General features: G+C 64.1%; 21 protein-coding genes. 8 read left to right on the top strand and 13 right to left on the bottom strand.

Annotation, left to right across the window (positions count from 1 at the left end; translation table 11 throughout):
- Nucleotides 1-25 precede the first annotated feature (25 nt).
- Complete coding sequence (gene argB, locus WG899_RS13530) at nt 26-943, bottom strand: acetylglutamate kinase (protein ID WP_339596181.1); 918 nt, start codon at nt 941-943, stop codon at nt 26-28.
- A 140-nt stretch (nt 944-1,083) separates the two neighbouring features.
- Between argB and dtd the strand changes: the two genes are divergently transcribed.
- Nucleotides 1,084-1,524, top strand: coding sequence for a D-aminoacyl-tRNA deacylase (gene dtd / locus WG899_RS13525; protein ID WP_339596180.1), 441 nt, complete (start codon nt 1,084-1,086; stop codon nt 1,522-1,524).
- 23 nt (nt 1,525-1,547) lie between these two features.
- Here dtd and htpX read toward each other — a convergent pair whose 3' ends face one another.
- Nucleotides 1,548-2,423, bottom strand: a complete 876-nt coding sequence (gene htpX / locus WG899_RS13520; protein ID WP_339596179.1) for a protease HtpX — start codon at nt 2,421-2,423, stop codon at nt 1,548-1,550.
- Nucleotides 2,424-2,534: 111 nt separating this feature from the next.
- Entirely contained in the window at nt 2,535-2,969 is a 435-nt protein-coding gene (locus WG899_RS13515) for a MerR family transcriptional regulator (RefSeq protein ID WP_339596178.1), read from the bottom strand.
- Between the two features lie 79 nt (nt 2,970-3,048).
- Between WG899_RS13515 and WG899_RS13510 the strand changes: the two genes are divergently transcribed.
- Genes WG899_RS13510 through WG899_RS13500 form a run of 3 tightly spaced genes read left to right on the top strand, consistent with a single transcriptional unit; the run spans nt 3,049 to nt 7,111 of the window.
- Nucleotides 3,049-4,305 carry an NADH:flavin oxidoreductase/NADH oxidase family protein gene (locus WG899_RS13510; RefSeq protein WP_339596177.1) on the top strand — a complete coding sequence of 419 codons (1,257 nt, stop codon included), beginning with the start codon at nt 3,049-3,051 and terminating at the stop codon, nt 4,303-4,305.
- 50 nt (nt 4,306-4,355) lie between these two features.
- Nucleotides 4,356-4,835: a (2Fe-2S)-binding protein gene (locus WG899_RS13505; RefSeq protein WP_339596176.1), complete on the top strand. Its 480-nt coding sequence runs from the start codon at nt 4,356-4,358 to the stop codon at nt 4,833-4,835.
- Nucleotides 4,832-7,111, top strand: a complete 2,280-nt coding sequence (locus WG899_RS13500) for a xanthine dehydrogenase family protein molybdopterin-binding subunit (RefSeq protein ID WP_339596175.1) — start codon at nt 4,832-4,834, stop codon at nt 7,109-7,111. Before WG899_RS13505 ends, WG899_RS13500 begins: the two co-directional genes overlap by 4 nt.
- Nucleotides 7,112-7,288: 177 nt before the next feature.
- On the opposite strand, the gene WG899_RS13495 is transcribed toward WG899_RS13500, so the two are convergent.
- From WG899_RS13495 to WG899_RS13455, 9 genes are all read right to left on the bottom strand, one after another.
- Entirely contained in the window at nt 7,289-8,257 is a 969-nt protein-coding gene (locus WG899_RS13495; protein ID WP_339596174.1) for a tripartite tricarboxylate transporter substrate-binding protein, read from the bottom strand.
- A 91-nt stretch (nt 8,258-8,348) separates the two neighbouring features.
- Nucleotides 8,349-9,659 carry a phenylacetate--CoA ligase family protein gene (locus WG899_RS13490; RefSeq protein WP_339596173.1) on the bottom strand — a complete coding sequence of 437 codons (1,311 nt, stop codon included), beginning with the start codon at nt 9,657-9,659 and terminating at the stop codon, nt 8,349-8,351.
- Complete coding sequence (locus WG899_RS13485; RefSeq protein WP_339596172.1) at nt 9,656-9,952, bottom strand: hypothetical protein; 297 nt, start codon at nt 9,950-9,952, stop codon at nt 9,656-9,658. The genes WG899_RS13490 and WG899_RS13485 overlap by 4 nt, the downstream gene beginning before the upstream one ends.
- 20 nt (nt 9,953-9,972) lie before the next feature.
- Nucleotides 9,973-10,785, bottom strand: a complete 813-nt coding sequence (locus WG899_RS13480) for an ABC transporter ATP-binding protein (RefSeq protein WP_339596171.1) — start codon at nt 10,783-10,785, stop codon at nt 9,973-9,975.
- Nucleotides 10,786-10,894: 109 nt separating this feature from the next.
- Nucleotides 10,895-12,229 (bottom strand): ABC transporter substrate-binding protein, encoded by a 1,335-nt coding sequence (locus WG899_RS13475; protein WP_339596170.1) that lies wholly within the window; start codon nt 12,227-12,229, stop codon nt 10,895-10,897.
- A 71-nt stretch (nt 12,230-12,300) separates the two neighbouring features.
- Entirely contained in the window at nt 12,301-13,365 is a 1,065-nt protein-coding gene (locus tag WG899_RS13470; protein ID WP_339596169.1) for a branched-chain amino acid ABC transporter permease, read from the bottom strand.
- 96 nt (nt 13,366-13,461) lie between these two features.
- Complete coding sequence (locus WG899_RS13465) at nt 13,462-14,391, bottom strand: branched-chain amino acid ABC transporter permease (RefSeq protein WP_339596168.1); 930 nt, start codon at nt 14,389-14,391, stop codon at nt 13,462-13,464.
- Nucleotides 14,392-14,412: 21 nt separating this feature from the next.
- Entirely contained in the window at nt 14,413-15,198 is a 786-nt protein-coding gene (locus WG899_RS13460; protein ID WP_339596167.1) for an ABC transporter ATP-binding protein, read from the bottom strand.
- 64 nt (nt 15,199-15,262) lie between these two features.
- On the bottom strand, nt 15,263-17,209 hold the full coding sequence (locus WG899_RS13455; RefSeq protein ID WP_339596166.1) for an AMP-dependent synthetase/ligase: 1,947 nt from the start codon (nt 17,207-17,209) through the stop codon (nt 15,263-15,265).
- Between the two features lie 220 nt (nt 17,210-17,429).
- On the opposite strand from WG899_RS13455, the gene WG899_RS13450 reads away from it, so the two are divergent.
- From WG899_RS13450 to WG899_RS13440, 3 genes are all read left to right on the top strand, one after another.
- A complete protein-coding gene (locus WG899_RS13450; protein WP_339596165.1) occupies nt 17,430-18,158 on the top strand; it encodes a Crp/Fnr family transcriptional regulator in 729 nt (242 codons plus the stop codon).
- A gap of 134 nt (nt 18,159-18,292) precedes the next feature.
- Nucleotides 18,293-21,208, top strand: a complete 2,916-nt coding sequence (locus tag WG899_RS13445; protein ID WP_339596164.1) for a DUF2339 domain-containing protein — start codon at nt 18,293-18,295, stop codon at nt 21,206-21,208.
- On the top strand, nt 21,205-22,809 hold the full coding sequence (locus tag WG899_RS13440) for a DUF3999 family protein (RefSeq protein ID WP_339596163.1): 1,605 nt from the start codon (nt 21,205-21,207) through the stop codon (nt 22,807-22,809). The genes WG899_RS13445 and WG899_RS13440 overlap by 4 nt, the downstream gene beginning before the upstream one ends.
- A gap of 34 nt (nt 22,810-22,843) precedes the next feature.
- On the opposite strand, the gene WG899_RS13435 is transcribed toward WG899_RS13440, so the two are convergent.
- The gene (locus tag WG899_RS13435) at nt 22,844-23,443 is read right to left on the bottom strand and encodes a GNAT family N-acetyltransferase (protein WP_339596162.1); all 600 of its coding nucleotides are present in this window, start codon (nt 23,441-23,443) and stop codon (nt 22,844-22,846) included.
- Between the two features lie 218 nt (nt 23,444-23,661).
- Here WG899_RS13435 and WG899_RS13430 point away from each other — a divergent pair, with 218 nt between their 5' ends.
- On the top strand, nt 23,662-26,685 hold the full coding sequence (locus WG899_RS13430; protein ID WP_339596161.1) for a M16 family metallopeptidase: 3,024 nt from the start codon (nt 23,662-23,664) through the stop codon (nt 26,683-26,685).
- Nucleotides 26,686-26,687: the final 2 nt, after the last annotated feature.

Genomic DNA, 26,687 nt, shown 5'->3' with positions numbered 1-26,687 from the left:
TCAGACGCGGAACAAGCCTTCGGTCTCAGTGAGACCGAATCATCGTTCCGTAAGCCTGATCGCTGAGGATCTCCAGCAGCATCGCATGCGGCACCCGGCCGTCGATGATGTGCACCGCGTTGACACCGCTCTTGGCGGCGTCGATCGCACCCGCGATCTTGGGAATCATGCCGCCGCTGATGGTGCCATCCAACACCAGCTCATCAATGCGACGCGGGGTCAGTTCGGTCAGCAGTTGGCCTTCCTTGTCCAGCACGCCGCGAATATTCGTCAGCATCAAGAGCTTTTCCGCCTTCAACACGGTAGCCAGCTTGGCCGCCACCACATCGGCATTGATGTTGTAGCTCTCGTTATGTTCGCCAAAACCGATGGGGCTGACCACCGGGATGAACTGGTCATCCTGCAGCGCCTTCACCACGCTAGGGTCGATGGAGACGATATCGCCTACCTGACCAATGTCGTGCTCTTTGTTCGGATCGTCCTTGTCCTGCACCTTGAGCTTCTTGGCGCGGATCATGCCGCCGTCACGCCCGGTCAGGCCCACGGCCTTGCCGCCGGCCGCGTTGATCAGGCCCACCACGTCTTGCTGCACCTCGCCGGCCAGCACCCACTCGACCACGTCCATGGTCTCGGCGTCGGTGACGCGCATGCCCTGGATGAATTCGCCCTTCTTGCCCAGTTTGGTGAGCAGGCCCTCGATCTGCGGGCCGCCGCCATGCACCACCACCGGATTCAAGCCCACCAGCTTGAGCAGCACCACGTCTTCGGCAAAGTCCTTTTGCAATTCAGGATCGGTCATCGCGTTGCCGCCGTACTTGATGACGATGGTCTTGCCATGGAACTTGCGGATATAGGGCAGCGCTTGCGAGAGGATCTCGGCCTTCTCGCGCGGGGCGATATGGGAGACATCGGTGCTGTGGGCGGAGCTGGCTTCGTTCTTCATGGCGTATCCGGGCAAGAAACTAGGAGAGATCACAAATCTGCCAGGATTGTAGGTGGCTGCACCCCGTGCGCACCCTGCTTGCGGCCACAATGCCAGCCGCTGCTTGAGCGGCATCTTCCACAGCCACCAAGGGAACCGTTTTGATCGCGATTTTGCAAAGAGTGCGCCACGCCCAGGTCGAAGTCGATGGGCATGTGATCGGGGCGATTGGCCAGGGCCTGCTGATGCTGGTCTGCGCCGAGCCGAGCGACACCGAGCTGCAGGCCGAAAAGCTGATCGCCAAGGTCTTGAAGCTGCGCATCTTCAGCGACGAAGCTGGCAAGATGAACCGCAGCGTGCAAGACATCGGCGGCGGTCTCTTGATCGTTTCTCAATTCACCCTGGCTGCGGACTGCAGCAGCGGCAACCGGCCCAGCTTCACCGGCGCCGCCGGCGCCGAACAGGGGCGCCGGCTTTATGAAGCCTGCTTGCGTTTGGCGCGTGAGAAGCACCCCAAGGTCGAAGCCGGCGAGTTCGGCGCCGATATGCAGGTGAGCCTGCTCAACGACGGGCCGGTGACCATCCCGCTGAGGATCAACTGATCACCGGCTGAAGGGCAACAGGATCAGTTGCCCTGCTGCAAGCGCGCGATGCGCTGCTCCATCGGTGGGTGGCTTGAGAACAAGGCCATCCAGCCACTCGGGCGAGCGCTGATGCCCATCGCTTGCATGGCCTTGGGCATCTCACCGGGGTCCAGACCGCCCAGGCGTGCCAAGGCATTCACCATTGGCTGCTTGCGACCCATCAGCTGCGCTGCACCGGCATCGGCGCGGAACTCACGCTGACGCGAGAACCAGGCCACGATGATGGCGGCCACCACACCCAAGACGATGTCCAAAACGATGGTGGTGACGTAGTAGCCGATGCCCGGCCCATCGTTCTGATTGCGCAGCACGATCTTGTCGACCACATAGCCGATCACCCGCGAGAGGAAGACCACAAAGGTGTTCATCACGCCCTGGATCAGCGCCATGGTGACCATATCGCCGTTGGCGACGTGGGCCACTTCATGGCCGATGACGGCCTCCACCTCTTCACGGCTCATCGACTGCAAGAGGCCGGTTGACACCGCCACCAGGGCCGAGTTCTTGAAAGCGCCTGTGGCAAAGGCGTTGGGCGCGCCTTCGTAAATGCCAACCTCGGGCGTCTTGATGCCGGCCTTCTCGGAAAAGCGCTCCACCGTGGTCACCAACCAGATGTGGGTGGCGTCGCCCGAATCATTGATGACTTGCACACCGGTGGTCCACTTGGCCATCGGCTTGCTGATCAGCAGCGAAATAAAGGCGCCGCCAAAACCCATTACCAGCGCAAAACCCAAGAGGCTGGTGAGGTTGAGCCCATTCGAGGTCAGGAAGCGATTCAGGCCCAAGAGATGCACGGCCAGGCCCAGCACCAGCATCACGCCCAAATTGGTCAATAAAAACAAGGCAATGCGTTTCATGAACAGCCTCTCAGTCTCAAGGAAAAACTACAGGAAAGAAGAATCCGCTCGCATGATGGCGGCTTAATTACTTCCAATAAAGCAGGCAAATCATCAAAGAAGCTCTTGTTTTCACGAAGCTTCTTGATTCGCGCGCTGCCGGCTTCGAGCGGCCATCGGCGGCAACTCCAGCTCCAGACAACGCCCTTGCTGCCACTGGGTCTGCAAGTTATTCATCAAGGCGACGGTTTCTTGGCGCTGCTGGCTCAAGCTGGCCTGCATCGCATCGATCTCGCTCAATCGGTCTTGCAGGCTTTGCAAGATCAGATCATGCGGCAGATCGCCCGAGCCGCCGCCTTCATGAGCCATCAAGCGGCGCAAGGTGTCGAGCGAGAAACCCAGTCGCTGCGCGGTTTGAATCACCAACAAACGCTGCAGAGTTTCTTCGTCGTAGACCCGGTAGCCATTGCTGCCCCGTTTGGCGGCGGGCAAAAGGCCGCTGGACTCGTAGAAACGAATCGCCGAAGCGGCCATGCCGGTGCGTTGTGCCAAGTCGCCGATCTTCATCCACCCACCTTTGTCCTGCCCAGGGCCCCGCGAAAAAGCGCTTGACCTTCAAGTCAGCTTAAAGCTTAGCATGCCGACCATGCACAAAGCCTCCGCTTCTTTTTCCACCCTGTTTCAAACCCTGCAACTGCCGAACGGCCAGGTGCTGCCCAATCGCCTAGCCAAGGCTGCGATGGAAGAAAGCCTGGCCGAATTCGGTCAGCTGCCGGGGGCGGCCATCACCCGGCTCTACCAACGCTGGGCCGAAGGCGGCGTCGGCCTGATGATCACCGGCAATGTGATGGTGGACAGCCGCGCCATGACGGGCCCGGCCAGCATTGCCTTGGAAGCCAACACGCCCTTGGACGGATTCAAGCCCTGGGCGGCCGCCGCAAAATCCAAGGGCGGCAAGATTTGGATGCAGATCAGCCACCCCGGTCGCCAAGTCTTTGCGGCCTTGGGCGGCACGGTCTGGGCGCCCTCCGAGGTGGGGCTGCAGCTGGGCAAACATTCCAAGCTGTTTGGGCAGCCCTGCGCAATGACCGAAGCGCAGATCGCCGAGGTGATCGAGCGTTTCGCCACCACCGCCCGCCGCGCCGAAGAAGCGGGCTTTGACGGCGTGCAGATCCACGCGGCGCATGGCTATTTGATCTCGCAATTCTTGTCGCCGCTGAGCAATCTGCGCCAAGACGCTTGGGGCGGCAGTATTGAAAACCGCGCCCGGCTGTTGATCGAAGTGCTGCGCGCCGTGCGACGCAAGGTCTCGCCGAGCTTCAGTGTCGCGGTCAAACTGAATTCGGCCGACTTCCAACGCGGCGGCTTCAGCGAAAGCGATGCACAGTCCGTCGTCAAAATGCTGAATGACGAGGGTGTGGATCTGCTGGAGCTGTCCGGCGGCAGCTACGAGAGCCCGGCCATGCAAGGCCGCACCGCTGACGGCCGAACCTTGGCGCGCGAAGCCTACTTTTTGGAGTTCGCCAAGGGGCTGGCGGTTCACGCCCGCATGCCTTTGATGACCACCGGCGGCATCAGCCGTCCCTCGGTGGCCTGCCAGGTGCTGGCCGGCGGCGTTGCTGTGGTGGGCATGGGAACCGCCCTGGCCATGGACCCCGACCTGCCCCAGCAGTGGGCTCACGGAGAAGCGGTCAATGCGCCCTTGGTCACCGTCACCTGGAAGGACAAGGTGCTGGTCGGCATTGCCACCATGGCCTTAGTGCGCCGACAACTGCACCGCATGGCCCAGGGCCTGAGCCCCAAGCCCAACGCCTCGCCACTCTTCACCCTGCTGTGCGACCAATGGGTCAGCAAGCAGATGATCAAGCGCTATCGCCGCTGGAAGGCTGGCGCCGCCGCCTGAACACCGCTACAAAGCAAGCCATACAGATCAAAGAAGGAAAGCCCATCCCCATGAGCATCCCCATGAGCATCACCCTGCAAATCAACGGCAAAAGCCGCTCTGTGGACATCGAGCCAGAAACCCCGCTGCTCTGGGTCTTGCGCGATGAACTGGGCCTGACGGGCACCAAATTTGGCTGCGGCGTGGCCAGTTGCGGCGCTTGCACCGTGGCGGTGGACGGCGTGGCCACCCGCTCTTGCGTGATGCCCATCATGGCGCTGGAGGGCAAGCAAATCCAAACCATTGAGGCCGAGCCGGACCGCATCGTCGCCGCCTTGCAAGCGGCCTGGATCCAACACCAAGTGCCGCAATGCGGCTACTGCCAAAGCGGCATGATCATGGCCGCCGCCAGCCTTTTGCGCAGCACCCCCCAGCCCAGCGACGCCGAGATCGACGCCAATATCAGCAACATCTGCCGCTGCGGCACCTACCAACGCATTCGAGCGGGTATTCACAGCGCCGCCGCGCAACTCAAAGGGAGCGCCGCATGAAGCGCCGTGGTTTTCTGATTGCCGGTGGTTTGCTCGGCGGCGGCGCGCTGCTGGGCGTGAGCCTCACCACCCCACCCACGGCTCAGTCGCGCCTGGGTGACAAGAGCGTCTTCCCGGCCAGCGGCGAACAAGTGGCGCTGAACGGCTGGGTCAAGATCATGCCGGACGGCCGCGTCATCGTCGCCTCGCCGCGCGCCGAAATGGGCCAGGGGGTGCACACGGCCCTGGCCATGCTGGTGGCGGAAGAGATGGATGCCGACTGGACCAAGGTCAGCACCGAGCAAGCGCCGGTCGCGCAGATTTACGCCAACACCGCCCTGCTGATCAATGTGATCCCCTTCAGCGCCGATGACGACAGCGGGCTGGCCCGTGTCGCCAGGCGCACCGTGCAAAAGGTTGGTTATGCGCTGAGCTTGCAGGTCACCGGTGGATCCTCCAGCGTGCGCGACGCCTGGGAGCCGATGCGCTTGGCCGGTGCCACCGCCCGCGCCATGCTGGTGGACGCCGCCGCGCAAAGCTGGGGCGTGAGCCCTGAGAGCTGCAGCGTGCAAGCCGGCGTGGTCAGCCATGCCGCCAGCGGCCGCAAAGCCGGTTTTGGTGAACTGGCCGCAGCCACGGCCAAGATCGCGCCGCGCAGCGAGGTCAAACTCAAGGACCCCAGTGCCTATCAATTGATCGGCAAGCCAACGCCGCGAACCGACATCCCTGCCAAGGTCAATGGCAGCGCCGAGTTCGGCATTGATGTGCGGCCTGAGGGCCTGCTGTATGCGGCGATTCGCCACAGCCCGGTGTTCGGCGGCAAAGTTGCGCGCTTTGATGCGGCAAAGGCCAAGGCCAGCCGCGGCGTCAGCGATGCGTTTGTGATCCAGGAGCAGGCGGTGGTGGTGCTGGCCGACCGCTACTGGCGCGCCAAAACCGCAATTGAAAGCTTGGACATCGAGTGGGCCGACGGCCCTCATGCCCAGTTGAACTCTGCCCAGATCAGCGCCCAATTGCAGGCCGCGCTGCAAGGCAGCGACAGCGGCACCGGCTTTCGCAGCCAGGGTGACGCCGACAAGACGCTCAGCCAAGCCAAGCGCAAGCTGGAGGCCACCTTTTCAGCCCCCTTCCTGGCCCACGCAGCCATGGAGCCGATCAATTGCACGGCCCAGTTCAAAGACGGTCATCTGACGGTTTGGTGCGGCACTCAAGTCGCCTCGCTGGCACGCTGGCGGGCCGCCAAGGTGGCGGGGCTGGAGACAGAAAAAGTGGCGCTGCATGTACCGCTCTTGGGCGGCGGCTTTGGTCGCCGGCTGGAGCTGGACATGATCGAAGAAGCCGTCTTGATCGCCAAGCAGACGCAGGGTCGCCCGGTCAAACTGGTTTGGTCGCGCGAGGAGGACATGCAGCACGATATGTACCGCCCGGCCGCCATGGCCAGCTTTGCCGCTGCGCTGGACGATCAAGGCCAGCCCGCCGCTTGGCTGAACCGGGTGGCGGCGCCGTCCATCGGCTTGTCGACCACCGAGCGCTTGCTGCCATCATTTGCCGCCGACTCGCCAGACAAAAACCATATCGAGGGGGCCTTTGATCTGCCCTATGCGGTGCCGAACTTGAGCGTGCGGCAGCTGCGGGTGAAGACGCCGGTGCCGGTCGGCTCCTGGCGCAGCGTCGGCCACTCCTACAACGCCTTCTTCACCGAAGGCTTTATCGATGAGTTGGCCCATGCAGCGGGCAAAGACCCGTTTGAGTACCGCCGCGCCCTGCTGGCGGACAAGCCGCGCCACCGCAAGGTTTTGGAGCTAGCGGCAACCAAGGCCGGCTGGGCTCAGGCCTTGCCGGCCGGTCGCGCGCGCGGCATTGCGGTGCATGAGAGCTTTGGCTCTTGGTGTGCGCAGGTGGCCGAAGTGTCTTTGGATGGCGGCCAAGTCCGGGTGCACCGGGTGGTCTGCGCCATCGACTGCGGCGTGGTGGTGAATCCCGACACGGTGGAGGCGCAGATGCAAAGCGCCATCGTCTACGGCTTGTCCGCCGCCTTGTTCGGCGAGATCACGCTGAAGAACGGCCGCGTTGAACAGAGCAATTTCCCCAGCTATGAGGCCATCCGCATGGCGCAGATGCCGCAGATTGAAGTGCACATCTTGCCCAGCAGCGCCGCGCCGGGCGGCGTCGGCGAGCCGGGCACGCCGCCGATTGCACCGGCCGTGGCCAATGCGCTGTTTGCCCTGAGCGGTGAACGCCTGCGCGATCTGCCTTTGCGCCCCAAGACGGCCTCACCCGCCATGCCCAAGGCCTAAGCGTCTGAAAGCAAAAAAACGCCAGGGGCCTCACAGCACCCTGGCGTTTTGCGTTCACGCTCAAATCCTGTTGAGCGAGACTGCAGGCATTGAGATCAATCCCCTTGCAGGGCGCGCCGTCGCAGAGCTCCGGCCCCTCCTGTGGCGAAAAAGGCTGCGCAGGCAGCCTTTTTGTCCTCAGTCGGCGTACTGCCCCGCGGCCTTGATGATGGGGCCCCACTTGGCGATTTCGGCCTCGACAAACTTCTTGTGCTCGGGGCCGTTGATGCGCGCATCGGTCACGATGACGGCGCCCAGCGCCTCTTGCCGCTTGTGGAAGTCAGCGTCTTTCAAGGCCAGTTTCAAGGCCGCGCTGATCTTGTCCAACACCGGCTTGGGTGTGCCCTTGGGCGCGTAGACGCCATGCCAAATGCCTACGCTGAAGCCCTTCAGGCCGGACTCATCCAACGTCGGCAGTTTGGCCAAAGCAGGCGCCGTCAGACGTTTTGTCGAGGTGACACCATAGGCCTTGACCTTGCCACCGTCGATCTGCTGGGTGGTGTTGGTGGTTTGATCGCACATCAGATCGATCTGACCGCCGAGCAGGTCGGTCATCGCCGGGCCGGTGCCTTTGTAAGGCACGGTCGTCATATCGATCTTCAGCGAACTCTGGAACAGCAAGCCGCACAGATGCGAGGCCGAGCCCAGGCCGGCATTGCCCAGATTGATCTTGCCCTTGTTGGCATCCAACCACTTGGCCAGTTCGCCATAGTTATTGGCAGGCAGGCTGGGCCGACCAATCAAGGTCATCGGCACCTCATTGATCATGCCCAGGTATTCAAAATCATCCAGCGTTTTGTACTGCATATTGCGGTACAGGGCGGGCGAGGTGGCCATGCCGATATGGTGCAGCAGCAAGGTGTAGCCATCCGGTGCGGCCTTGGACACCTTGGTGGCACCCAAGGTGCCACCGGCGCCGCCGACGTTTTCGATCACTAGCGTGGCATTCAGGGGCTTGCGCAGCGCTTCGGCAAGATCGCGCGCCACCTTGTCGGTCGGCCCGCCGGCCGAGAAAGGCACGACGATGGTGACTGGCTTTTCCGGGTAGTCGGCGCAGGCTACGCCAGCGGCCAGGGCAAGAACACAGGTGGTCAGAAGCTTCTTCATCGCATTCCTAACAGTGGGCTGATGAAGAGCAATCCTAGAGGCCAGCCCTCGCCCCTGCATACCGGGAATTACGTATTCCCAGCCACAGGCATCAAGCAAGCGGCCGCAAATCCTCGATCAAGCGGCCATCATTGGGCAGACTGCCAGTCGGCAAGACACAGACCTCGGCTCGCAACTTGGTCAGATCCCGGACGACCTGCACCAAACGCTCGGCTAGGCCTTCCGGCGCCGCACTCAGGCCAGCCCGCAGCTCCACTTTCAAGCTCAACCGGTCCTGTGCCATTTCGCCCTCAACCACCAGGCGACTGCGTCCGAGCTCGGGGAAGCGCCGGGCGATCTCGGCCACCTGGCTGGCGTGCACAAACATGCCGCGCACCTTGGCCGACTGATCGGCGCGGCCCATCCAACCCTTGATGCGGGTGTTGCTGCGCCCGCTCGGGCAGGCGCCGGGCAGAATCGCCGACAAATCGCCGGTGCCAAAGCGGATCAAGGGATAGTCGGGGTTCAAGGTCGTCACCACGATCTCGCCGACCTCGCCGTCGGGCACCGGGTCACCGCTGCCTGGGCGCACGATCTCAAGAATCACTCCTTCATCCAGCACCAAACCCTCGCGGGCCGCTGTTTCATAGGCGATCAAGCCAATGTCGGCGGTGGCGTAGCACTGATAGCCGGCCACACCCCGTTCGCCCAACCAATCGCGCAAGGCAGCGGGAAAGGCCTCGCCGCTGACCAAGGCCTTGCGAATTGAACTCAAGGCGCCGCCCGAGCCTTGTTCGGCCGCCTTGTCGAGCAGAATTTTCAAAAAGCTCGGCGTCCCCACATAGGCCTGCGGACGCAGATCGGCGGCCGCCTGCAACTGCATATCGGTATTGCCCACCCCGCCGGGGAACACCGCGCACCCCAAGGCGTGCGCCCCGCCCTCCATCATCGAGCCGGCCGGCGTCAGGTGATAGCTGAAGCTGTTGTGCACCAGGTCGCCGGCGCGTAGCCCTGCGGCAAACATCGCTCGGCCGACCCGCCAGTAGTCAGCGCCCTGCCCCTCGGGTTCATAAATGGGACCGGGCGATTGGAAGACCCGCCGCACGCCTTGCTGGCGCACCATGCCGCTCCAACCCACTGTGGCATAACCCCCAAAAGCATCGGTCGCACGCTGAGCCTGTTGGCGCGCCAGCACATCGGCCTTGCGGGTCACCGGCAGAGCCGCCAAGGCAGCGCGGCTGTTCACCGCGCGCGCGTCCAGCCCCTGCAGCAACTCGCTGTAGGCCGTCGCATGCGTTTGGGCATGAGCCACTTGCCCCGGCAATGCGGCCATCAGCGCCTGTTCGCGTTGGGCGGGATCACGGGTCTCAAGGTGATCGTAAAAGGGGCGCGAGTTTTGAGCCGAAGCCGGGCTGATCGTCATGGTGTTTCGTCCGTCCAGCGCGCCACGCGGCGCTTGATTTCGTCCAAGAGGCTGCGCAGCTCCGCACTGTTTTTGCAGTCGCGGCTCTCCCACTCGGGGCTGTGCGCAGGCCGTTTGGCGAGACGAGCACGCAGCAGACCATCCACCACGCTCAACTCGAGCACGGACTGCCCCTGCAGGTTGTATTTATTGGCGCGCTCGCTGAGCGAGCGGATCTCACGCAAACTGCGCTTCAACTGCTGCAAGCCTTCATCCGGCTTGAAGCTCGGCGGTGCAAAAAAATCATCATTCATCTCGGGCTCCCGGCCGGGCCTCAAGCCAACCAGCGCTTGCGGCGCTTGTAGCTCTTCACGTCCTTGAAGCTCTTGCGGTCCCCGCCGCCCATGCCGAGGTAGAACTCTTTGACGTCCTCGTTCTCGCGCAGAGCCTGCGCTTCCCCGTCCATCACCACCCGCCCGTTCTCAAGGATGTAGCCGTAGTCGGCATAACGCAGCGCCATATTGGTGTTCTGCTCGGCCAGCAAAAAGGTCACGCCCTCGCGGCTGTTCAAGTCCTTGACGATCTCAAACACCTCTTCAACGATCTGCGGAGCCAGGCCCATCGACGGCTCATCGAGCAGCACCATCTTGGGGTTGGCCATCAAGGCACGGCCGATGGCGCACATCTGCTGCTCGCCCCCCGATGTGTAGGCAGCCTGGCTGCTGCGCCGCGTCTTCAGGCGAGGGAAGTAGGTGTAGACCTTCTCCAGCGTCTGCTGCACCGCGGCCTTGCCGTCGCGCCGGGTGTAGGCGCCGGTCAGCAGGTTTTCTTCGATGCTGAGGTGCGCAAAGCAGTGCCGCCCCTCCATGACCTGAATCACCCCGCGATCAACCATCGCCGCGGTGGACAGCTTTTCGATCCGTTCACCGCGCAGCTCGATCGAACCCTTGGTGACCTCGCCGCGCTCGCCCGCCAGCAAATTGCTGACCGCCCGCAGCGTGGTGGTCTTGCCAGCGCCATTGCCACCCAGGAGAGCCACCACGGCGCCCTCCTTGACCTGCAGCGACACGCCCTTCAGCACCAAGATCACATGGTTGTAGATGACCTCGATGCCGTTGACGTTGAGAAGAATATTGGCATTGCTCATATCGGCCCTTTGATTCTTGGAAGCGCCGCACGCGGCGCTTCCAAGAAGGCTCCCGAGGGAGCCCTTGCTGAGTAGAAGAAAGCGGGGGCTGGCCCCGCCACTGCACCAATCAGCTCTGGCAGTCTTCCGGGGTGCGGCGGGTCAGCTTTTTCTCTGCGGCGTACTTGTCGGCACCAGCCTTGACCATCGGCTTGATGATCTGCTCATCGGCCTGCATCCAGTCGGAGCTGAAGCCCCACTTGGCGCCGTCCCAGGTGTGCACGCGCGCCCAGGTGGAGCCCATGTGGTCGGCGCAGCTGGTGCCGATCGGGCGCATCAGACCGTTGAAGCCCAGAGCGTCGAGCTTCTTCTGGTCCAGGGCCAGGTTCTCCAGGCCCCAGCGCACCTGCTCGCCGGTCATGACCTTGCCCTTGCCGAAGCGCTCTTGAGCGCGGCGCACCGCTTCGATGCCCAGCATCTGGATGATCATGCCGCGGGTGTAGAGCACCGAGCCAACCTCTTCCTTGGGCCCGGTTCCCTGACCCTTGTCGTGGACATGCTTGAGGATGTCTTGCGCCACCTTGGACGTCGCCCCGTAGCCATTCAAGGCCAGCGCGTTATAGCCCTTGGCGCCCTCACCCACGTCCTTCACATCAGGCTCGGCACCCGACCACCAGACGCCATACATCTTTTCGCGCGGATAGCCTGTGGCCTGGGCCTCCTTCAACGCGGTGGAGTTCATCACCCCCCAACCCCACAGCAAGACAAAGTCGGGGCGCTGCTGGCGCACCTGCAGCCAGGCCGACTTCTGCTCCACGCCCGGCGCGGTGACGGGGATCTTGACCAGCTCGAAACCATGCATCTTCTGGCGTTCGTCCAGCAGCGGCATCGGTTCCTTGCCGAACGGCGAGTCGTGATAAACGATGGCGATCTTCTTGCCCTTGAGCTTGTCGAAGCCGCCTTCCTTTTTGGCGATATGCTGGATCAGCATATCGGCGGCCGTCCAGTAACTGCCCATCAGCGGGAAGTTCCATTTGAAGACATTGCCGTCCTGCGCGGCCGACAAGCCATAGCCCAGCGTGACCAGCGGAATCTTGTCGTTAGGCGCCTTGTCGGTCAGCGCGAAGGTGATGCCAGTGGCTTGCGGGTCAACCAGACTGGCGCCCTTGCCCTTCAGGCGCTCGTAGCATTCGACGCCCTTGTCGGTGGCGTAACCGGTCTCGCATTCCTCGAAGGTGATCTTCACGCCGTTGACGCCACCATCACGGGCATTGATCAGCTTGATGTAGTCCTGCTTGCCATTGGCCCAGGGCGTGCCATTGGGCGCATAGGCGCCGGTGCGATAGACCAGCAGCGGGAAGAACTGCTCCTTGGCCTGCGCCTGGGCTTGGGCGAGCGGCGCCAAGCCGGAGAGGCCGGCGGCCAGCACGGTGGCAGCAATTGCATACGACTTCAGTGTTTTCATACCTTGTCTCCGGTTGGGTGCACTCGGGGTGCTGTTTTACGAATCAATGCAGGTCAATCAATGCGGGTCATTCAATGAGGGAAAGGCCAGAGCCGCAGCTTCTCTTTGGTGGTGGCCCAGAGTCGCGCCAAGCCGTGCGGCTCAACGATCAGGAAAAACACGATCAGCGCGCCGAACACCATGCTGGTCAGGTGCGAGGACACCGCCGTCGACAAGGGAATGCCCAGCCAATGCGGTGCGCGCTCCAGCAGCAGCGGCAACAACACGATGAAGGCAGCGCCCAGGAAACCGCCCATGATGGAACCCAAGCCGCCAATGATGACCATAAAGAGAAGCTGGAAGCTGCGGTCGATATTGAAGGCCGCCGGCTCCCAGGCGCCCAGATGGATGAAGCCCCACAGCGCGCCGGCCACGCCAACGATGAAGGCGCTGACCGCAAAAGCCGTCAGCTTGGCGTAGACCGGGCGGATGCCAATCACCGCGGCGGCCACATCCATATCGCGCATCGCCATCCATTCGCGGCCGATATTCGAGCGCACCAAGTTCTTGGCCAGCACCGCGAACACCACCACGAAGGCGAGACAGAACAGGTACTTGGCCACCGGGCTCTCGATCGGTAGGCCAAAAACCTGCAAACCGGCCACGCTGACCGAGCCGGAGTCCGAGCCATTGGTGACCCACTTCAAGCGCAGCGCCGACCAGTCCACAAAGAACTGCGCCGCCAGCGTGGCCACCGCGAGATACAAGCCCTTGATGCGCAGCGAGGGCACACCAAACAACACGCCCACGGCGGTGGAGCACAGGCCGCCCAGCAGCAGCGAGGCGATCAGCGGCATGCCTTCGATACGAACCTGGAAGTTATAGGCCGCATAGGCACCCACCGCCATGAAGGCCCCGGTGCCTAGCGAGATCTGACCGCAATAGCCCACCAGGATGTTGAGCCCGAGGGCCGCCAGCGACAGGATCAGAAACGGCGTGAGGATGGCGCGGAACCAGTATTCGGGCGCAGTCAGCGGCACCACCACAAAGGCCAGCAACAACAGCAAGGCCATCGCGATGCGGTCCTGCCGAATCGGCAGAATCTGCTGGTCGGCGCTGTAGCTGGATTTGAACTGGCCGTTTTCTCTGTACAGCATGTATTGCTCCGATGTTCTTTTAGTTCCGGCCGCGCCTGTCGGCGCTTAACCTGGATAAGTCCAAGTTAGCCTTCTCTGAAAGATCATTGCCCGCGTTCATACGCGGTCAATGATCTTTTCGCCAAACAAGCCTTGCGGCCGCACCAGCAAGAACAGCAGTGCCAGCACATAGGCAAACCAGATTTCGATGCCGCCACCCAGCATCGGGCCGACATAGATCTCCGACAGCTTTTCGCCGACGCCGATGATCAGTCCGCCGATGATGGCGCCGGGCACCGAGGTCAACCCGCCCAGAATCACCACCGGCAAGGCCTTCAAGGCCACCAGCGACAAGGAGAACTGCACGCCCAGCTTGCTGCCCCAGATGATGCCGGCGACCAGCGCGACAAAGCCGGCCACGCTCCAGACAATGACCCAGATGCGAGACAGAGGGATGCCGATCGACTGCGCCGCCTGGTGGTCATCGGCCACCGCGCGCAGCGCCCTCCCGGTCGCTGTCTTCTGAAAGAACAAGGCCAGCAGCGCCACCAGCGCCGCGGCGATCAGCGCGGCATACAGGTCTTCCTTGCTGACCAGCAGACCGCCTTGAAAGATCGACTCGGCCACGATGATGGGGTCCTTGGGCATACCTACATCGATCTTGTAGATGTCGTTGCCAAACAGCGTCTGGGCGAGGCCATCGAGAAAGTAAGTGATGCCCAAGGTGGCCATCAAGAGCGTGATGCCCTCCTGGTTCACCAGGCGCGAGAGCGCCAGCTTCTCGATCAACCAGGCCACCACAATCATCACCGCCATCGCCGCCACAAAGGCCAAGAGATTGGCCATCAAGAGGCTTTGTACGCCGGTCCATTGCGGGATCCATTCGGCAAAGCGCGCCATCGCCAGCGCGGCAAACAGCACCATCGCGCCTTGGGCAAAATTGAACACGCCCGAGGCCTTGTAGATCAGCACAAAGCCCAGCGCGATCAGCGAATAGAGCATGCCGGACATCAGCCCGCCCATCAGTGTTTCAAGGAAAAATCCCATAACGGTTTCGCTCCGTGGCTTTCAGTGGCTGGTGCCGAGATAGGCACGGATCACATCTTCGTTACTGCGCACCTCATCGGGAGCGCCGTCACCGATCTTCTTGCCGTAGTCCAGCACCACCACGCGGTCTGAGATGTCCATCACCACGCCCATATCGTGCTCAATCAACACGATGGTGGTGCCGAATTCATCGTTGACGTCGAGAATGAAACGACACATGTCTTGCTTCTCTTCGACATTCATGCCGGCCATCGGCTCGTCCAAGAGCAAGACTTGCGGCTCCATGGCCAGCGCGCGGCCCAAGTCGACCCGCTTTTGCAGGCCATAGGGCAGGCGCCCCACCGGTGTCTTGCGATAGGCCTGAATCTCCAGGAAGTCGATGATGCGTTCGACCTTGGCGCGCTGCTCGCTCTCCTCGCGCTCGGCCGGCCCCCAACGCAGCGCCTGCCAGAGCAGATTGCGCTTCATGTGCAAATTGCGGCCGGTCATGATGTTGTCCAGCACGCTCATGCCCTTGAACAAGGCCAGGTTCTGGAAGGTGCGGGCCACGCCCATCTCGGCCACCTGGCGCGAGTTCATGTGCTTGAAGTGCTGGCCGCGAAAGGTGATCTCACCCTGCTGCGGCTGGTAGACGCCGTTAATGCAATTGAGCATCGAACTCTTGCCGGCGCCGTTCGGGCCGATGATGGAGCGGATCTCATGTTCGCGCACATTGAAGCTGATGTCGGTCAGCGCCTTCACGCCGCCGAAACTCAGCGAGATGTTTTTGACCTCGAGGATGACCTCGCCAATTTTCTTTGCGGCCATCAGGCGATCCTCTTCGTATCGGCAGCGAAAGCGCCGCAGCCCAGCCTGCGCTGAAACCTCGTCCTCATGCGGCTCTCCCTGCAGTTGAAAAGGTCTTGACGTCCAGAATCTTCAGGTCGGCCGAGACCGAGCCGCTGCGGCCGTCCTCGAACTTGACCGCGGTCTCAATGAACTGTGAGCTGCGCCCCTCATACAGGGCCTCAATCAGGACCGCGTATTTGTCGGCGATCGCGCCGCGCCTGACCTTGCGGGTGCGGGTCAACTCGCCGTCATCGGCATCGAGTTCTTTGTGCAGGATCAGGAAGCGGTTGATCTGGCTGCCGGCCAGCATGCTGTCTTCGGCCAGGTCGGCATTGACCTTCTCAACACAGTCTCGAATCAGTTCGTAAACCTCGGGCTTTTGGGCCAGATCGGTGTAGCCGGCATAAGCAAGATTGCGCCGCTCGGCCCAGTTGCCCACCGCATCGAAGTCGATGTTGATGAAGGCGCAGACCTTCTCGCGGCCATCACCAATCGCCACCGCTTCCTTGATGTGGGCAAAGAACTTCAGCTTGTTCTCGACATATTTGGGCGCAAACATGGCGCCGTCATGGCTGCCGCCACGAATGCGGCCAACGTCCTTGGCGCGGTCAATGATCTTCAGATGACCGTGCGCGTCGATGAAGCCGGCGTCACCGCTGTGATACCAGCCCTCCGGCGTCAAGACCTCGGCCGTGGCAGCCTCGTTCTTGTAATAGCCCTTCAGCAAACCGGGCGACTTGATCAAGACCTCGCCGCTGTCGGCCAACTTGATTTCCACCCCTTCAATCGGCACACCAACCGTGTCGGCCCTCGCCTCATGGTCGGGCTGCAAGCAGACGAAGACGGCTGTCTCGGTCGAGCCATACAACTGCTTCAGATTGATACCAATGCTGCGGTAGAAGCTGAACAAATCCGGCCCGATCGCCTCGCCCGCGGTATAGGCAACGCGCACCCTTGAGAGCCCCAAGGTATTGCGCAAAGGGCCATAAATCGCCAGATTGCCCAAGGCATATTTGCAGCGATCGAACAGCCCGATCGCTTTGCCGTCCATCAAGTCCGGCCCGACCCGGCGTGCCAAGGCCATGCAGGTGGCAAACAGCCAGCGCTTCGGCGCGCTAGCGTCTTCCATGCGAATCATCACGCTGGTCAGCAGCGCCTCAAAGACCCGCGGCGGGGCGAAGTAATAGCTCGGGCCGATCTCCTTCAGATCGATGGTCACCGTGCTGGCCGACTCGGGGCAGTTCACCACATAACCGCAGGCCAGCCATTGCGCATAGCTGAAGATGTTCTGCCCAATCCAGGCCGGCGGCAGGTAGGCCAGCACCTCTTCATGAGCCGTCAACTTGTCAAAGCGCGCCCCGGCTTGGGCCCGGTCGATCAGGCTCAGGTGCGTGTGCACCACGCCCTTGGGGTTGCCGGTGGTGCCGGAGGTGAAGAACATCGCCGCCACATCGCCGGGTTGACCGGCCTCGACCTCGGCGGCAAAGAAACCTGGGGTGGCCAAGGCATGTTGTCGGCCCTTCTCGCACAGCTCATCCAGGGAGGCCAAGCCGGTCTCGGCGTAATTGCGCAAGCCGCGCGAGTCATCGAACCAGATCGTCTTCAACTGCGGACAGGAATCGCGCAGCTCCAAAAATTTGTCGACCTGCTCCTGATCCTCCACCACGGCAAAGGCGATTTCGGCGTTATTGACTGGGAAGACAAACTCAGCGGCCACCGCATCCTGATACAGCGGCACGGGAATAGCGCCCAAGGACTGCGCCGCCAGCATCGCGGCCGACAAGCGCGGCCGGTTCTCCCCGACCACCACGATGTGATCACCACGGCGCAAACCGGCCGCGGCAAAGCCATGCGCCATCTCGCGCACCAGGGTGGCCAGTTGGCTCCAGCTGAGCGTCTGCCAGATGCCGTATTCCTTCTCGCGCAAGGCCGCGGCGTGGGGCCGCTGGGCTGCGTGTTCTAGCAAAAGCCTGGGGAAAGTCGTCGCCACCTTGGATGTCTCCTGGTCGGTGCACTGAAGCAGGCGCCGGTACTCACGGCCCAAAACCGGGGCACCCGCCGCTTCAACATGGTGCGATCCTAGGCCTCACTTTGACGCCATGTTGTCGTTGTAACGACAATCCAAGGGACTTCCCAGCCCCGTGCTTTCCCCTAGTCTTGCCGCGGTGCCGCGTAAGCCTGCCGTCATGTTTTCGCGTCGACACTGGGGCATGAGCGCAACGGACCCCAGCCACAACGCCCCCTTGCGTCAGCGTGCGCGCGTCGCATCGCCACAAGAGCTGGAAGCCATCCCCTGGCTGGCAGTGCTGACGACCGAACAGCGCCAGACGACGATCGCCCAACTCCAGGTGGCCGACGCCGAGGTGGGCGAGCGCGTCTGCCGGATCGGCCGCTCGGCCACCTTCTGGTTTGGCGTGATCGACGGTTTGTTGAAAATGAGCAATGACGACTCCAGCGGCCGGGCCATCACCTTCACAGGCATTCCGCCCGGCGGCTGGTTCGGCGAAGGCACTTTGCTCAAGCGCGAGGCCTATCGCTACAACATCCAGGCGCTACGCCGCAGCGTGGTCGCCGGTCTGCCCATCGAGGCCTTTCACGGTCTGCTGGAAAGCAGCATCAGCTTCAACCGCTATATGTTGAACCAGCTGAACGAGCGGGTCGGCCAATTCATTGCAGCGCGTGAAATGGACCGCATCTCCGACCCCGACCTGCGCGTGGCGCGCCATCTGGCCGCGCTGTTCCACCCGCAGCTCTACCCGGGCGTCGGCAGCATGCTACGCATCACCCAGCAGGAACTCGGCTATCTGGTCGGCCTGTCACGCCAGCGGGTCAACCAAGCCCTCCATAACCTGTCAGCCCAGCAGCTGATTCGCATCGAGTATGGCGGCGTACGGGTGCTTGATCTGGCGGGGCTGAGGAGTTTTCCACTGCCGAGTTGAGCCCATAGGCGCACTGGCGCAGCGCTGTCTTTTGCCTCTCGGGTGATTCGAAAGCCTGGGCGGAAAGACGCGAAACCTATCCAGGCAGCAAGCTCCCTAGAATCCCTGCAATCCAAAAAGGGCTGGGAGGCCGGATGAACTGGTTAAGTTTGATCGCCGGGCTGGCCGTGGCCTGGTTTATCGATGAGCTGTTCGGTGCCCGGGCTGGCTTGGTCGCGCTGGGTGGACTCGGTGGAGTTTTGCTGAGCCAGCTGCACAAACGGCTGGACCGTCTAACGGCCGAATTGACCGCCATCAAACGGGCCCAAGTCAGCCCAATGTCCCAGCCTTCGGCGGGGGTCGCTACCTCGGCAATCCCGGCGCCGACAGAGCCGCAACGGGCCACGCCGGCGCCGCTGGCGGCCGAGCGCATAACACCAGCGCCAACGCCTGCGCCAGCGGCGGTATCGCTACCCGCATCGACCGTCGCGATTGAGCCCGAGCAAGCCCCGGCGGCCACACCGACCGCGGCGCCTCCGGTGGTGCCGAACACGCCAAGGTCAGCCCACAGCACGGCAAGCGATGAGCATGGGCCTCGCGTCACTAGCTCACTCGGCGCCTCCTTGCTGGCCTGGTTCCGCGGTGGCAACACCATCGTGCGCGTCGGCGTCTTGATCCTGTTCATCGGCGTGGCCTTCCTCTTGCGTTACGCGGCCGAGCACAGCCAGTTGTCGATCGAATTGCGCCTGGTCGGGGTTGCGCTGGCGGGCGTGGCACTGACCGCGCTGGGCCTGCGCCTCACGCCGTCTCGGCGCGGCTACGGTCTGTCGCTGCAGGGCGCCGGCGTCGGCCTGATCTACCTGCTGCTGTTTGCCGCCTATCGCCTCTATGGCCTGTTGCCGGTCGGCCTGAGCTTTGGGTTGTTGGCGGCGCTGGCGGCCATCACCACCGTGCTGGCGCTGCGACAGGACGCACTGGCGCTGGCCGCACTCGGTTTTGGCGGCGCCTTCCTGGCGCCGGTGCTGACCTCGACCGGACAGGGCAGCCACAGCGCACTGTTTTCCTATCAGCTGCTGCTGAATCTGGCGATCGCATGGATGGCCCGCCACAAGGCCTGGAAGCTACTCAATCTGGAAGGCTTTGTGTTCACCTTCGGTATCGGCGCGGTCTGGGGCTTCTCGGCCTACCGGCCGGAGCTGTTCTGGAGCACCGAGCCTTTCTTGTTGGCCAACTTTCTGCTCTACCTCTACGTCACGGTGCAGTACGCGCTGCGTTTGACCGAAGCGCAAGCGCAAGAACAGGGACCGGCACTGCCGCTGGTCGACGGCAGCCTGCTCTTCGGTCTGCCCATCGTCGCCTTCGGGCTGCAAGCGGCCCTGTTGCGCCATCAGCCGATGGCCTTGGCCTTCAGTGCGGCAGGCTTGGCGGCCATTTATCTGCTGCTGGGTCACAGCTTGTGGAAACGCGCCGGCGGGCGCCTGCTGCTCTTGATCGAAGGCATGGCGGCGTTGGGTTTGATTTTTCTGGCGCTGGTGACGCCCTTGGCGCTGGACGCGCGCTGGAGCAGTGCGGCCTGGGCCGTGCAAGGCGCCGGCGTGCTCTGGGTTGCGCTGCGCCAGCGTCGCTGGTGGGCGGCGCTGCTGGGCATGGCGTTGCAAATTGCAGCCGCCTGGAACCATTGGCTGGCCAAGGTCCAGCATCTAGGGCAGTCCGGCGAATGGCTATTCCTCAACAGCAACTTCCTCGGTGCGCTGCTGTTGACACTGGCGGCCGGCTTCAGCGCCCGTTGCTTACAGCAGACGCGCTTGGCCACCGCTGCCGAGCCCCTGGCCGAAGTCGCCGTCGGCACGCCCCGCTGGCTGCGTGGTGTCGCTCCCGAAGGCCTGATGCTGGCGATGGCCGCCTTGCTGCTGTGGCGCGCCGGGCTGAGCGAGTTGCTGGCCTGGGACCAACACGCGCTGGACACGGCCGGCCTGACTTGCGCCTGGAGCGCGCTGCTGGTGCTGGGCGCCGAACTCGGCCGAAGGGCCTGGGTCTGGCCGGGTCTGGGCTGGGTCGCGCGCGCGCTGATGACCATCGCCCTGCTGAGTTCGGCCGCCGCGGTGCTGAATTTGGCCGGAGCCGAGCGACTCTGGGCACGCTATCTCGGCGGCTTCGGCCTGGTCGAGGGCGGGCTGCTGCTGGCGCTGGGCCTTTGGCGTCTGTTGCCGGCTGGGCAGGCCGAGTCAAACGGCGCCCAGGCCGATGAAGGTCCGCGCCCGATACGCATCGCCGAACATCTGCTGCTGGCCTGGTACGCCATGCTGCAAGGCGGGCTGGTCCTCTACACCCTGGCGGCGCACGCGATTGCCCGCCACGAGGGCTGGACGCCGGCCGCCGCCATCCTGCTGCCGACGCTGCTGGGCCTGACCCTGCTGGCCCGTATGCAGGCGCAGCGCTGGCCCCTGCGCGAGCAAGACGGGCTGTCGGGCGGATACCGCCGTGGCCTGTTGCAGCCCTGGCTGCTGTTGCTGTTGGTTTGGGTGCTGCTGGTCAATGCGTTTTGCGGTGCGGAGATGGCACCCCTGCTCTATCTGCCTCTGCTGAACCCACTCGATCTGGCCCATGGGCTGGTGCTGATCTATGGGCTGCGCCTGTGGCGTCAGGCCGGCCCCATCCATGCGCGCGGGGCGCAAGCTCTTGCCGCCAGCGCTGCGTTTTGGTGGTTCAACTCGCTGCTGGTGCGCAGCCTGCATCACTGGGCCGGCACACCGATGTGGCTGGACGGCGCACTCGGTTCGGCGCCGGTGCAAACCGGTTTGAGCGTCCTGTGGACGGTCTGCGCCCTGGTCACCATGTTGTGGGCCACCCGCAAAGCCCCAAGCAATCTGGCGCGCCCGATCTGGATGGCGGGTGCCGGGCTGTTGGGCGTGGTGGTGCTGAAGCTGTTCTTGGTCGACCTCTCACACCTGGGCAGCCTGCAGCGCATCATCTCCTTCCTGGCGGTGGGTGGGTTGATGTTGGTGATCGGCTATGTCTCACCGCTGCCACCGAGCGCAGCGCCCGCCCCACGGGCGCCCACACCACCATGAATCGCTTTGCTAAGTCACTAAAAGGCGTGCTTCGCCGGCTTCGCGCCCAGCCCTGGCTGTTGGGCACATTGCTGATGGCGATGGGTGCCACGGCTACGGCAGCCGAGTCACGCCCGGCCCTTGAGGAGCAGCCGCGCCTGTATGCCGCGACCGCACCGATCCGCACGGCGCCTGCCGAGGGCCTGCAAAGGCTGAGCCTGCCCTGGGCCGTGGTCCAGGCTTCGCGGAGCCCTGGGCTGGCCGATCTACGCATCTTCGACGCACAGGGTCAGGTCTTGCCCATGGCCTGGGCCAAGACTGCCCCGGCCGCGGAACAGCAGCGCGAGCTGAGCCTGGCGCGCTTTGCCTGGCCGGAAGCACCGACCACCACCAGCACGGCGAACGAACTTCAGGTCAAGCTGCAACTGAATGGCGACGGCACCTTGCTGAGTTTGCAAGCCTTGGCCAACGGCAGCGCCACGAGCCCAAAATTTACGCCGAACAGTGCATCAAATAGCCCGCGCCTCGCCAAGCGCTGGCTGCTGGACCTCAGCGCGCTGCAATCCAGTGCCCAGGCCGATGAGCGCATCAGCCAACTCAAGCTGGACTGGCGCCAACGCGAGGGCGGGCTCAGCACGCATTTGCGGGTCGAGGCCAGCCAGGACGCCCAGCAGTGGCACGCGCTCACCGAGGCCCGCCTGCTGGATTTGCCCGCCGAGCCTCAAGCCGCCTTGGCCGGCGCAGCAGGCGGCTTCAGCATCAAGAGCCTCAGTTGGCCCGTCAACGCCGGTACTCCCGCCATCCCGCGCTACCTGCGCCTGCAATTCGACACCGCCCTGAACCTGAGCCGCAGCGACATCACGCTGAGCCGAAGTCATGGCGCAGCCGCGCCGCAGGCAAGGAGCGTGCGTTTCGAGCCGGTGGCGCGATCGTCCGAATCGGCCGGCCAGCCGCCGCAATGGACGGCCGATCTCCAAGGTCGCTTCGCACCGCTGGCCCTGAGCGTGCAATTGCCGGAACTGAACAGCCTGCTGAATCTGCGCCTGGAGCAACGCAATCGGGACGATGAACCTTGGCGGCCGGTGAGCCAATTCGTTGCCTGGCGCTTGCTCCGCGCCGGCGTGGAAAGCAGCGCGCCGGCCCACACGCTGCAGGCCGAGCCGGCGCGCTACTGGCGCTTGTTGGGCGACGCCACGGCGGGCCCGCTGGCCGCCCAGCCCTTGACACTGCAATGGCAATGGCAGGCCCCGCAGCTGGTATTGCTCGCCCGCGGCGCCAAACCCCAGGGCTCGGCCCAAGACATGACACAAGGCCCGACTTCAGACGAGTTGCTGCTGGCCGTCGGCCGCGACGCCGCGACGCCGCTGGCGCGCCCGCTGAGCGGCCTGATCCCCGGCTATCAAGCCGGCGATGAATTCAAATTGCCCGAGGCCCAGCTCGGCGCGCTGCAACCACAGCCCAAGCCCGGCATGCGGGAGCGGCTGGCGCAACTCGTCCGCCCAGGTCCCGAAGCTCTGCGGCGCGGGGCACTCTGGGCCGTGTTAATCCTCAGCGTCATCGGCCTGGGCTGGATGGCCCGGCGGCTGCGGAAGCAAACGTCAGCCCACCATCAGGGGCGCTGATGCCGCCTGATTCGGCCGAGAAAGCCCAGCACACTCAAGCACCAAACGGCGTCGGCTCGGGTCTGACCTTTGGCGCCGACGCGAAGGCGGCGGCCGTCATTTCGTAGAGCAGATTCGGTGCCTGGCCCGGCACATCGGCCAGCGAAGCCTTCAGGCGCATGCCGATGCGCTCCAAGGTCTTGCGCGAGGGCATATTGGCCGGCTGCACCACCGCCAACACCGCCGGTGCATGCAATGCCTCGAAGGCCAACGTCAGCGCCGCCAGCGCCATCTCAGAGGCATAGCCCTGACCCCAGGCCTGCGGCCGAAAGCGGAAGTACAGGCTCAATCCCTCGTGCCCATCGACGCGCTTGGCCATCAGCCCACCAAAGCCCAACACCTGCTCCGGCTGCTCACGCAGGGCAATGGCCCAATAACCGAAACCCTGGGCTTGCCAGTGCCGCTGCCAGCACTGCAACAATTCGAGCGCTGCTTCGCGCGTGCTCAGCTGGGCCGAGGGGTTGAAGCGATTGGCGCTCGGGTCCGCTTGAATCTCAAACATCGCTGCCAGATCGCTGTCCTGGGGCGCCCGCAAGACCAGCCGCTCGGTGTCCATGGCCAACAACTTCGCCGCATGCAACTCGCTCAATGCCATGAACACGCCTCCCCCTGGATCTCGAATAATCAGTACAAACCCTAGGCCAACCTTAGGTCCAAATGACCTTCTTGAGCCATCCCCCATCCAAAGGGCCGATGCGGTTATGGCGCAACACTTCGCCCGCAAAATGCCGACCATCACGCCGGAGCGCCGCTTTGGCGCTCGCCCATGACGCCTCAGCCCCACCGATGAGCCACTCTTCTTCATGCGCCCCCTTGAGACGCCTACGCAGCAGCGCGGCGCCAACTGAGGTCGCTTGGGGGATCTTGCTGGGCTGGTGCCTCTGTCTGAGTCTGTGGCCGGCCAGACTGCAAGCGCAGACACCGGCCCCCACCGGTCTGCGCGAACTGCGCTCGGTCGGCGGCATCACCGAATACCAGCTCAACAACGGCCTCCAACTGCTGCTGATGCCCGCCGGCCAGCATGCGCTGACACGCGTGACAGTGACCTACCGGGTTGGCAGCCGCCACGAGGGGCCGGGCGAGGCCGGCATGGCCCATTTGCTCGAACATGTGACCTTTCGCGGCAGCCGACAAGCACCCGATTTGGCGGGCGAGATGCAGCAGATGCAGGTGCGCTGGAACGGCAGCACCACGCTGGACCGCACCAACTACTTCAGCTGGTTCAACACAGACAGCCCCACCCTGCGCCGGGTGCTGCAGTTGGAGGCGGCCCGGATGCAAGACGCCCTGCTGGGCCAAACCGACTTTGAAAAAGAAAAGCCGATTGTCTTGAACGAGATGGGGCTGCGCGCCACTGCCCTGCCGCAGCAACTGAACCACGCGCTGCAAGCCAGCGCCTTTCGCCAGCATCCCTATGGCCGGCCAGTGATCGGCTTCAGCGCCGATATCGAAGGCCTGTCGCTGCAGCGTTTGCAAGCCTTTTACGCGCGCCACTACCGCCCCAGCCAGGCGGTGGTGATGATCTCGGGCGCCTTCGATCAGGCCGCCGCGCTGGAGGCCGTGGTGCAGGCGTTTGGAGCGCTACCGGGCGATAAGCCCCATGAGACGAGCGGCATGACGCCCGTTGGTGCAGCCGCAGCAGCGGCCTCACAGCCAGCCGCTCAGCCCACTGATTTACCCGAACCCACCCAGCAAGCGCCGCGCCTGACCACCTTGCGCAGCACTCAGACCGCCTTGGCGGTGGGCTTTCGTACGCCCGGCATGGCTCACCCGGACGCGGCCGCCCTGACGGTTTTGGGCCGATTACTGCTGGGGGCCAGCGCTCGCCTGGTGCAAGAGCCGCCGCTGTCTGGCCAGGTGCGACTGCTGCAAGCGATGCCCCTCACCCGCGAACCCAATCTGCTCAGCCTGGGTCTGATGCTGCCGAATAGCGCCAGCGACAGCAGCGCCGCCCGGCGCGAGTTGGAGCAATTCGAAGATCGCTGGCTGCTCGAACTGGGCCAATTCGCCGACCCGCGGCGTCTCGGCGACGCCCTGGTACGACGCGTCGCCGCCGAAACCGCCACCCAGCTGCGCCGCCAGCTCCAAGACCCCGACCAGGCGGCGCAATTGATCAGCCACGCGATTGGCGCGGGCGACTGGCGCCTGCCCTTCAAACTGCTGGATGCACTGCCCGGCTTGCTGGCCTATGACGTGCGCCGGGTGGCCTCCCACTATGTGCGAGCGGAGAACCGCAGCGTGGTGCGCGCCGTCACCGACCCCAGGCTGCCCAGCACCGAGTCAGGCGAAGCCCCGCAAGGCTTTTTCGCCGGGCTGTTCGCCAAGCCCGCCGAAGTCCCATCGGTGCAAGACCCCTCACAAGGCATGGAGCGCATCAAGTCGGGCGCTGCCCTGCAGCCCTTCGCCGCGGGGACTCACCCGAATGGCAGCGCCGTCTTCAAGCCCGATCCCAGCGCCTTCGAGCCCACGGTGCAGCGGCTGCAATTGCCCAGCGGCATCCAACTGGCGCTGCTGCCCAAGGCCAACCCCCATGAGGAAGTGACCTTGCTGCTGCAGCTGCGCTGGGGCCGGGCCGAGGAGATGGCTCGCCTGCAGGGCTGGCGGGCGCTGGGCGCGATGCTGGAAGACGGCGCCGGCCGGCGCAACGCGGCCGAGATTCGCCAGCTGCGCCAGCAGTTGCAGGCCGACATTCGCATTCAGAGCGGGCCGCAAGGCCTGCAACTGCGGCTGAGCGCGCGCCGCACGGCGCTGCTGCCGGCCTTGGAGCTGGTGCGCGACCTGCTGCAAAAGCCGACGCTCAGTGACGCCAGTTTCGAGCGGGTCCGCCATGCAAGCCTGGCCAAGCTGGAGCCGGCCGCGCGCGAGTCGGTCGGCACGGTGCAGGAGCGCCTGCGCCGCTACCTGAACGAACAGCAAGACCTGCTGCCGGGCACGCCGGACTACAGCCCCTCCGCCGCCGAGCTGGCGCAGATCTGGCGCGAGCTGAGGGCAGAACAGGTGCGCGAGTTTCACCAACGTTTTTGGTCGGCCAAGCAGGCGCACGTGGCCGTGGTGGGCGCCTTGCCGGAGCACTTGCCGGAACAGCTGGAGAGACTGTTTGGCAACTGGGGCGTCGGCAGCGCCGCCGACGCAAGCGGCCTCGGCCCCGGGACCGTCTCTTCACCCTTCACAGCCTTTGTCGCGCATCGCCCGGCGCACCGGCCCATTGCCCCGGCGCGCTTCGTCGCCACGCTGGCAAGCAGCGGCCACGACGCAGGCCATACCGACGAAGGCGCGGCGCCAAGCTCGGCCCTGGTGCTGATGCTGCATGAGCTGCCGATGCAGCGCCACGCGCCAGGCTATCTGGCGCTACAACTCGGCACCCGCATCTTGGCCGGCAACGGCGAAGCCAGTGGCTCGCGCTTGAGCGAGCGGCTGCGCCAGCAAGAGGCGATCAGCTACTCGGTCAGCGCCACGCTGCGCGTCCCCAGCGAAGGCGACCGAGCCCGCCTGAGCATCCAGGCCAGCGCCGCGCCCAGCCAGGTGTTGCGACTGGAGACCGCCATGCGCGAAGAGATCAGCCGCCTGCTGCGCGATGGCCCCAGCGACGCCGAACTCGAGCGCGCGCGCCGCCAATGGCTGGCCGACCGCCGCCAGCAACACGGCCAAGACGAGGCTCTGGCCGCAAGCCTGCTGACGCAGTTCGACACGGGACTCAACTTCATCAGCGAGCAAATCGCGGAGGAAGAGCAGCTGAAGCAACTGACACCGGCCGAGGTGCTGCGGGCGCTGCGCCAAGCGCTGGCAGCGCCGGGCTGGGTGACGCTGATCACCGGCGCGCCCAGCAATACCCAGTGAGC

Source organism: Paucibacter hankyongi, from assembly GCF_037482915.1.
In the GTDB taxonomy this organism is placed as follows: Bacteria; Pseudomonadota; Gammaproteobacteria; order Burkholderiales; family Burkholderiaceae_C; genus Paucibacter_A; species Paucibacter_A hankyongi.
Note: the sequence above shows the minus strand (reverse complement) of the source record. Positions and strands in the feature narration are given on the sequence as shown.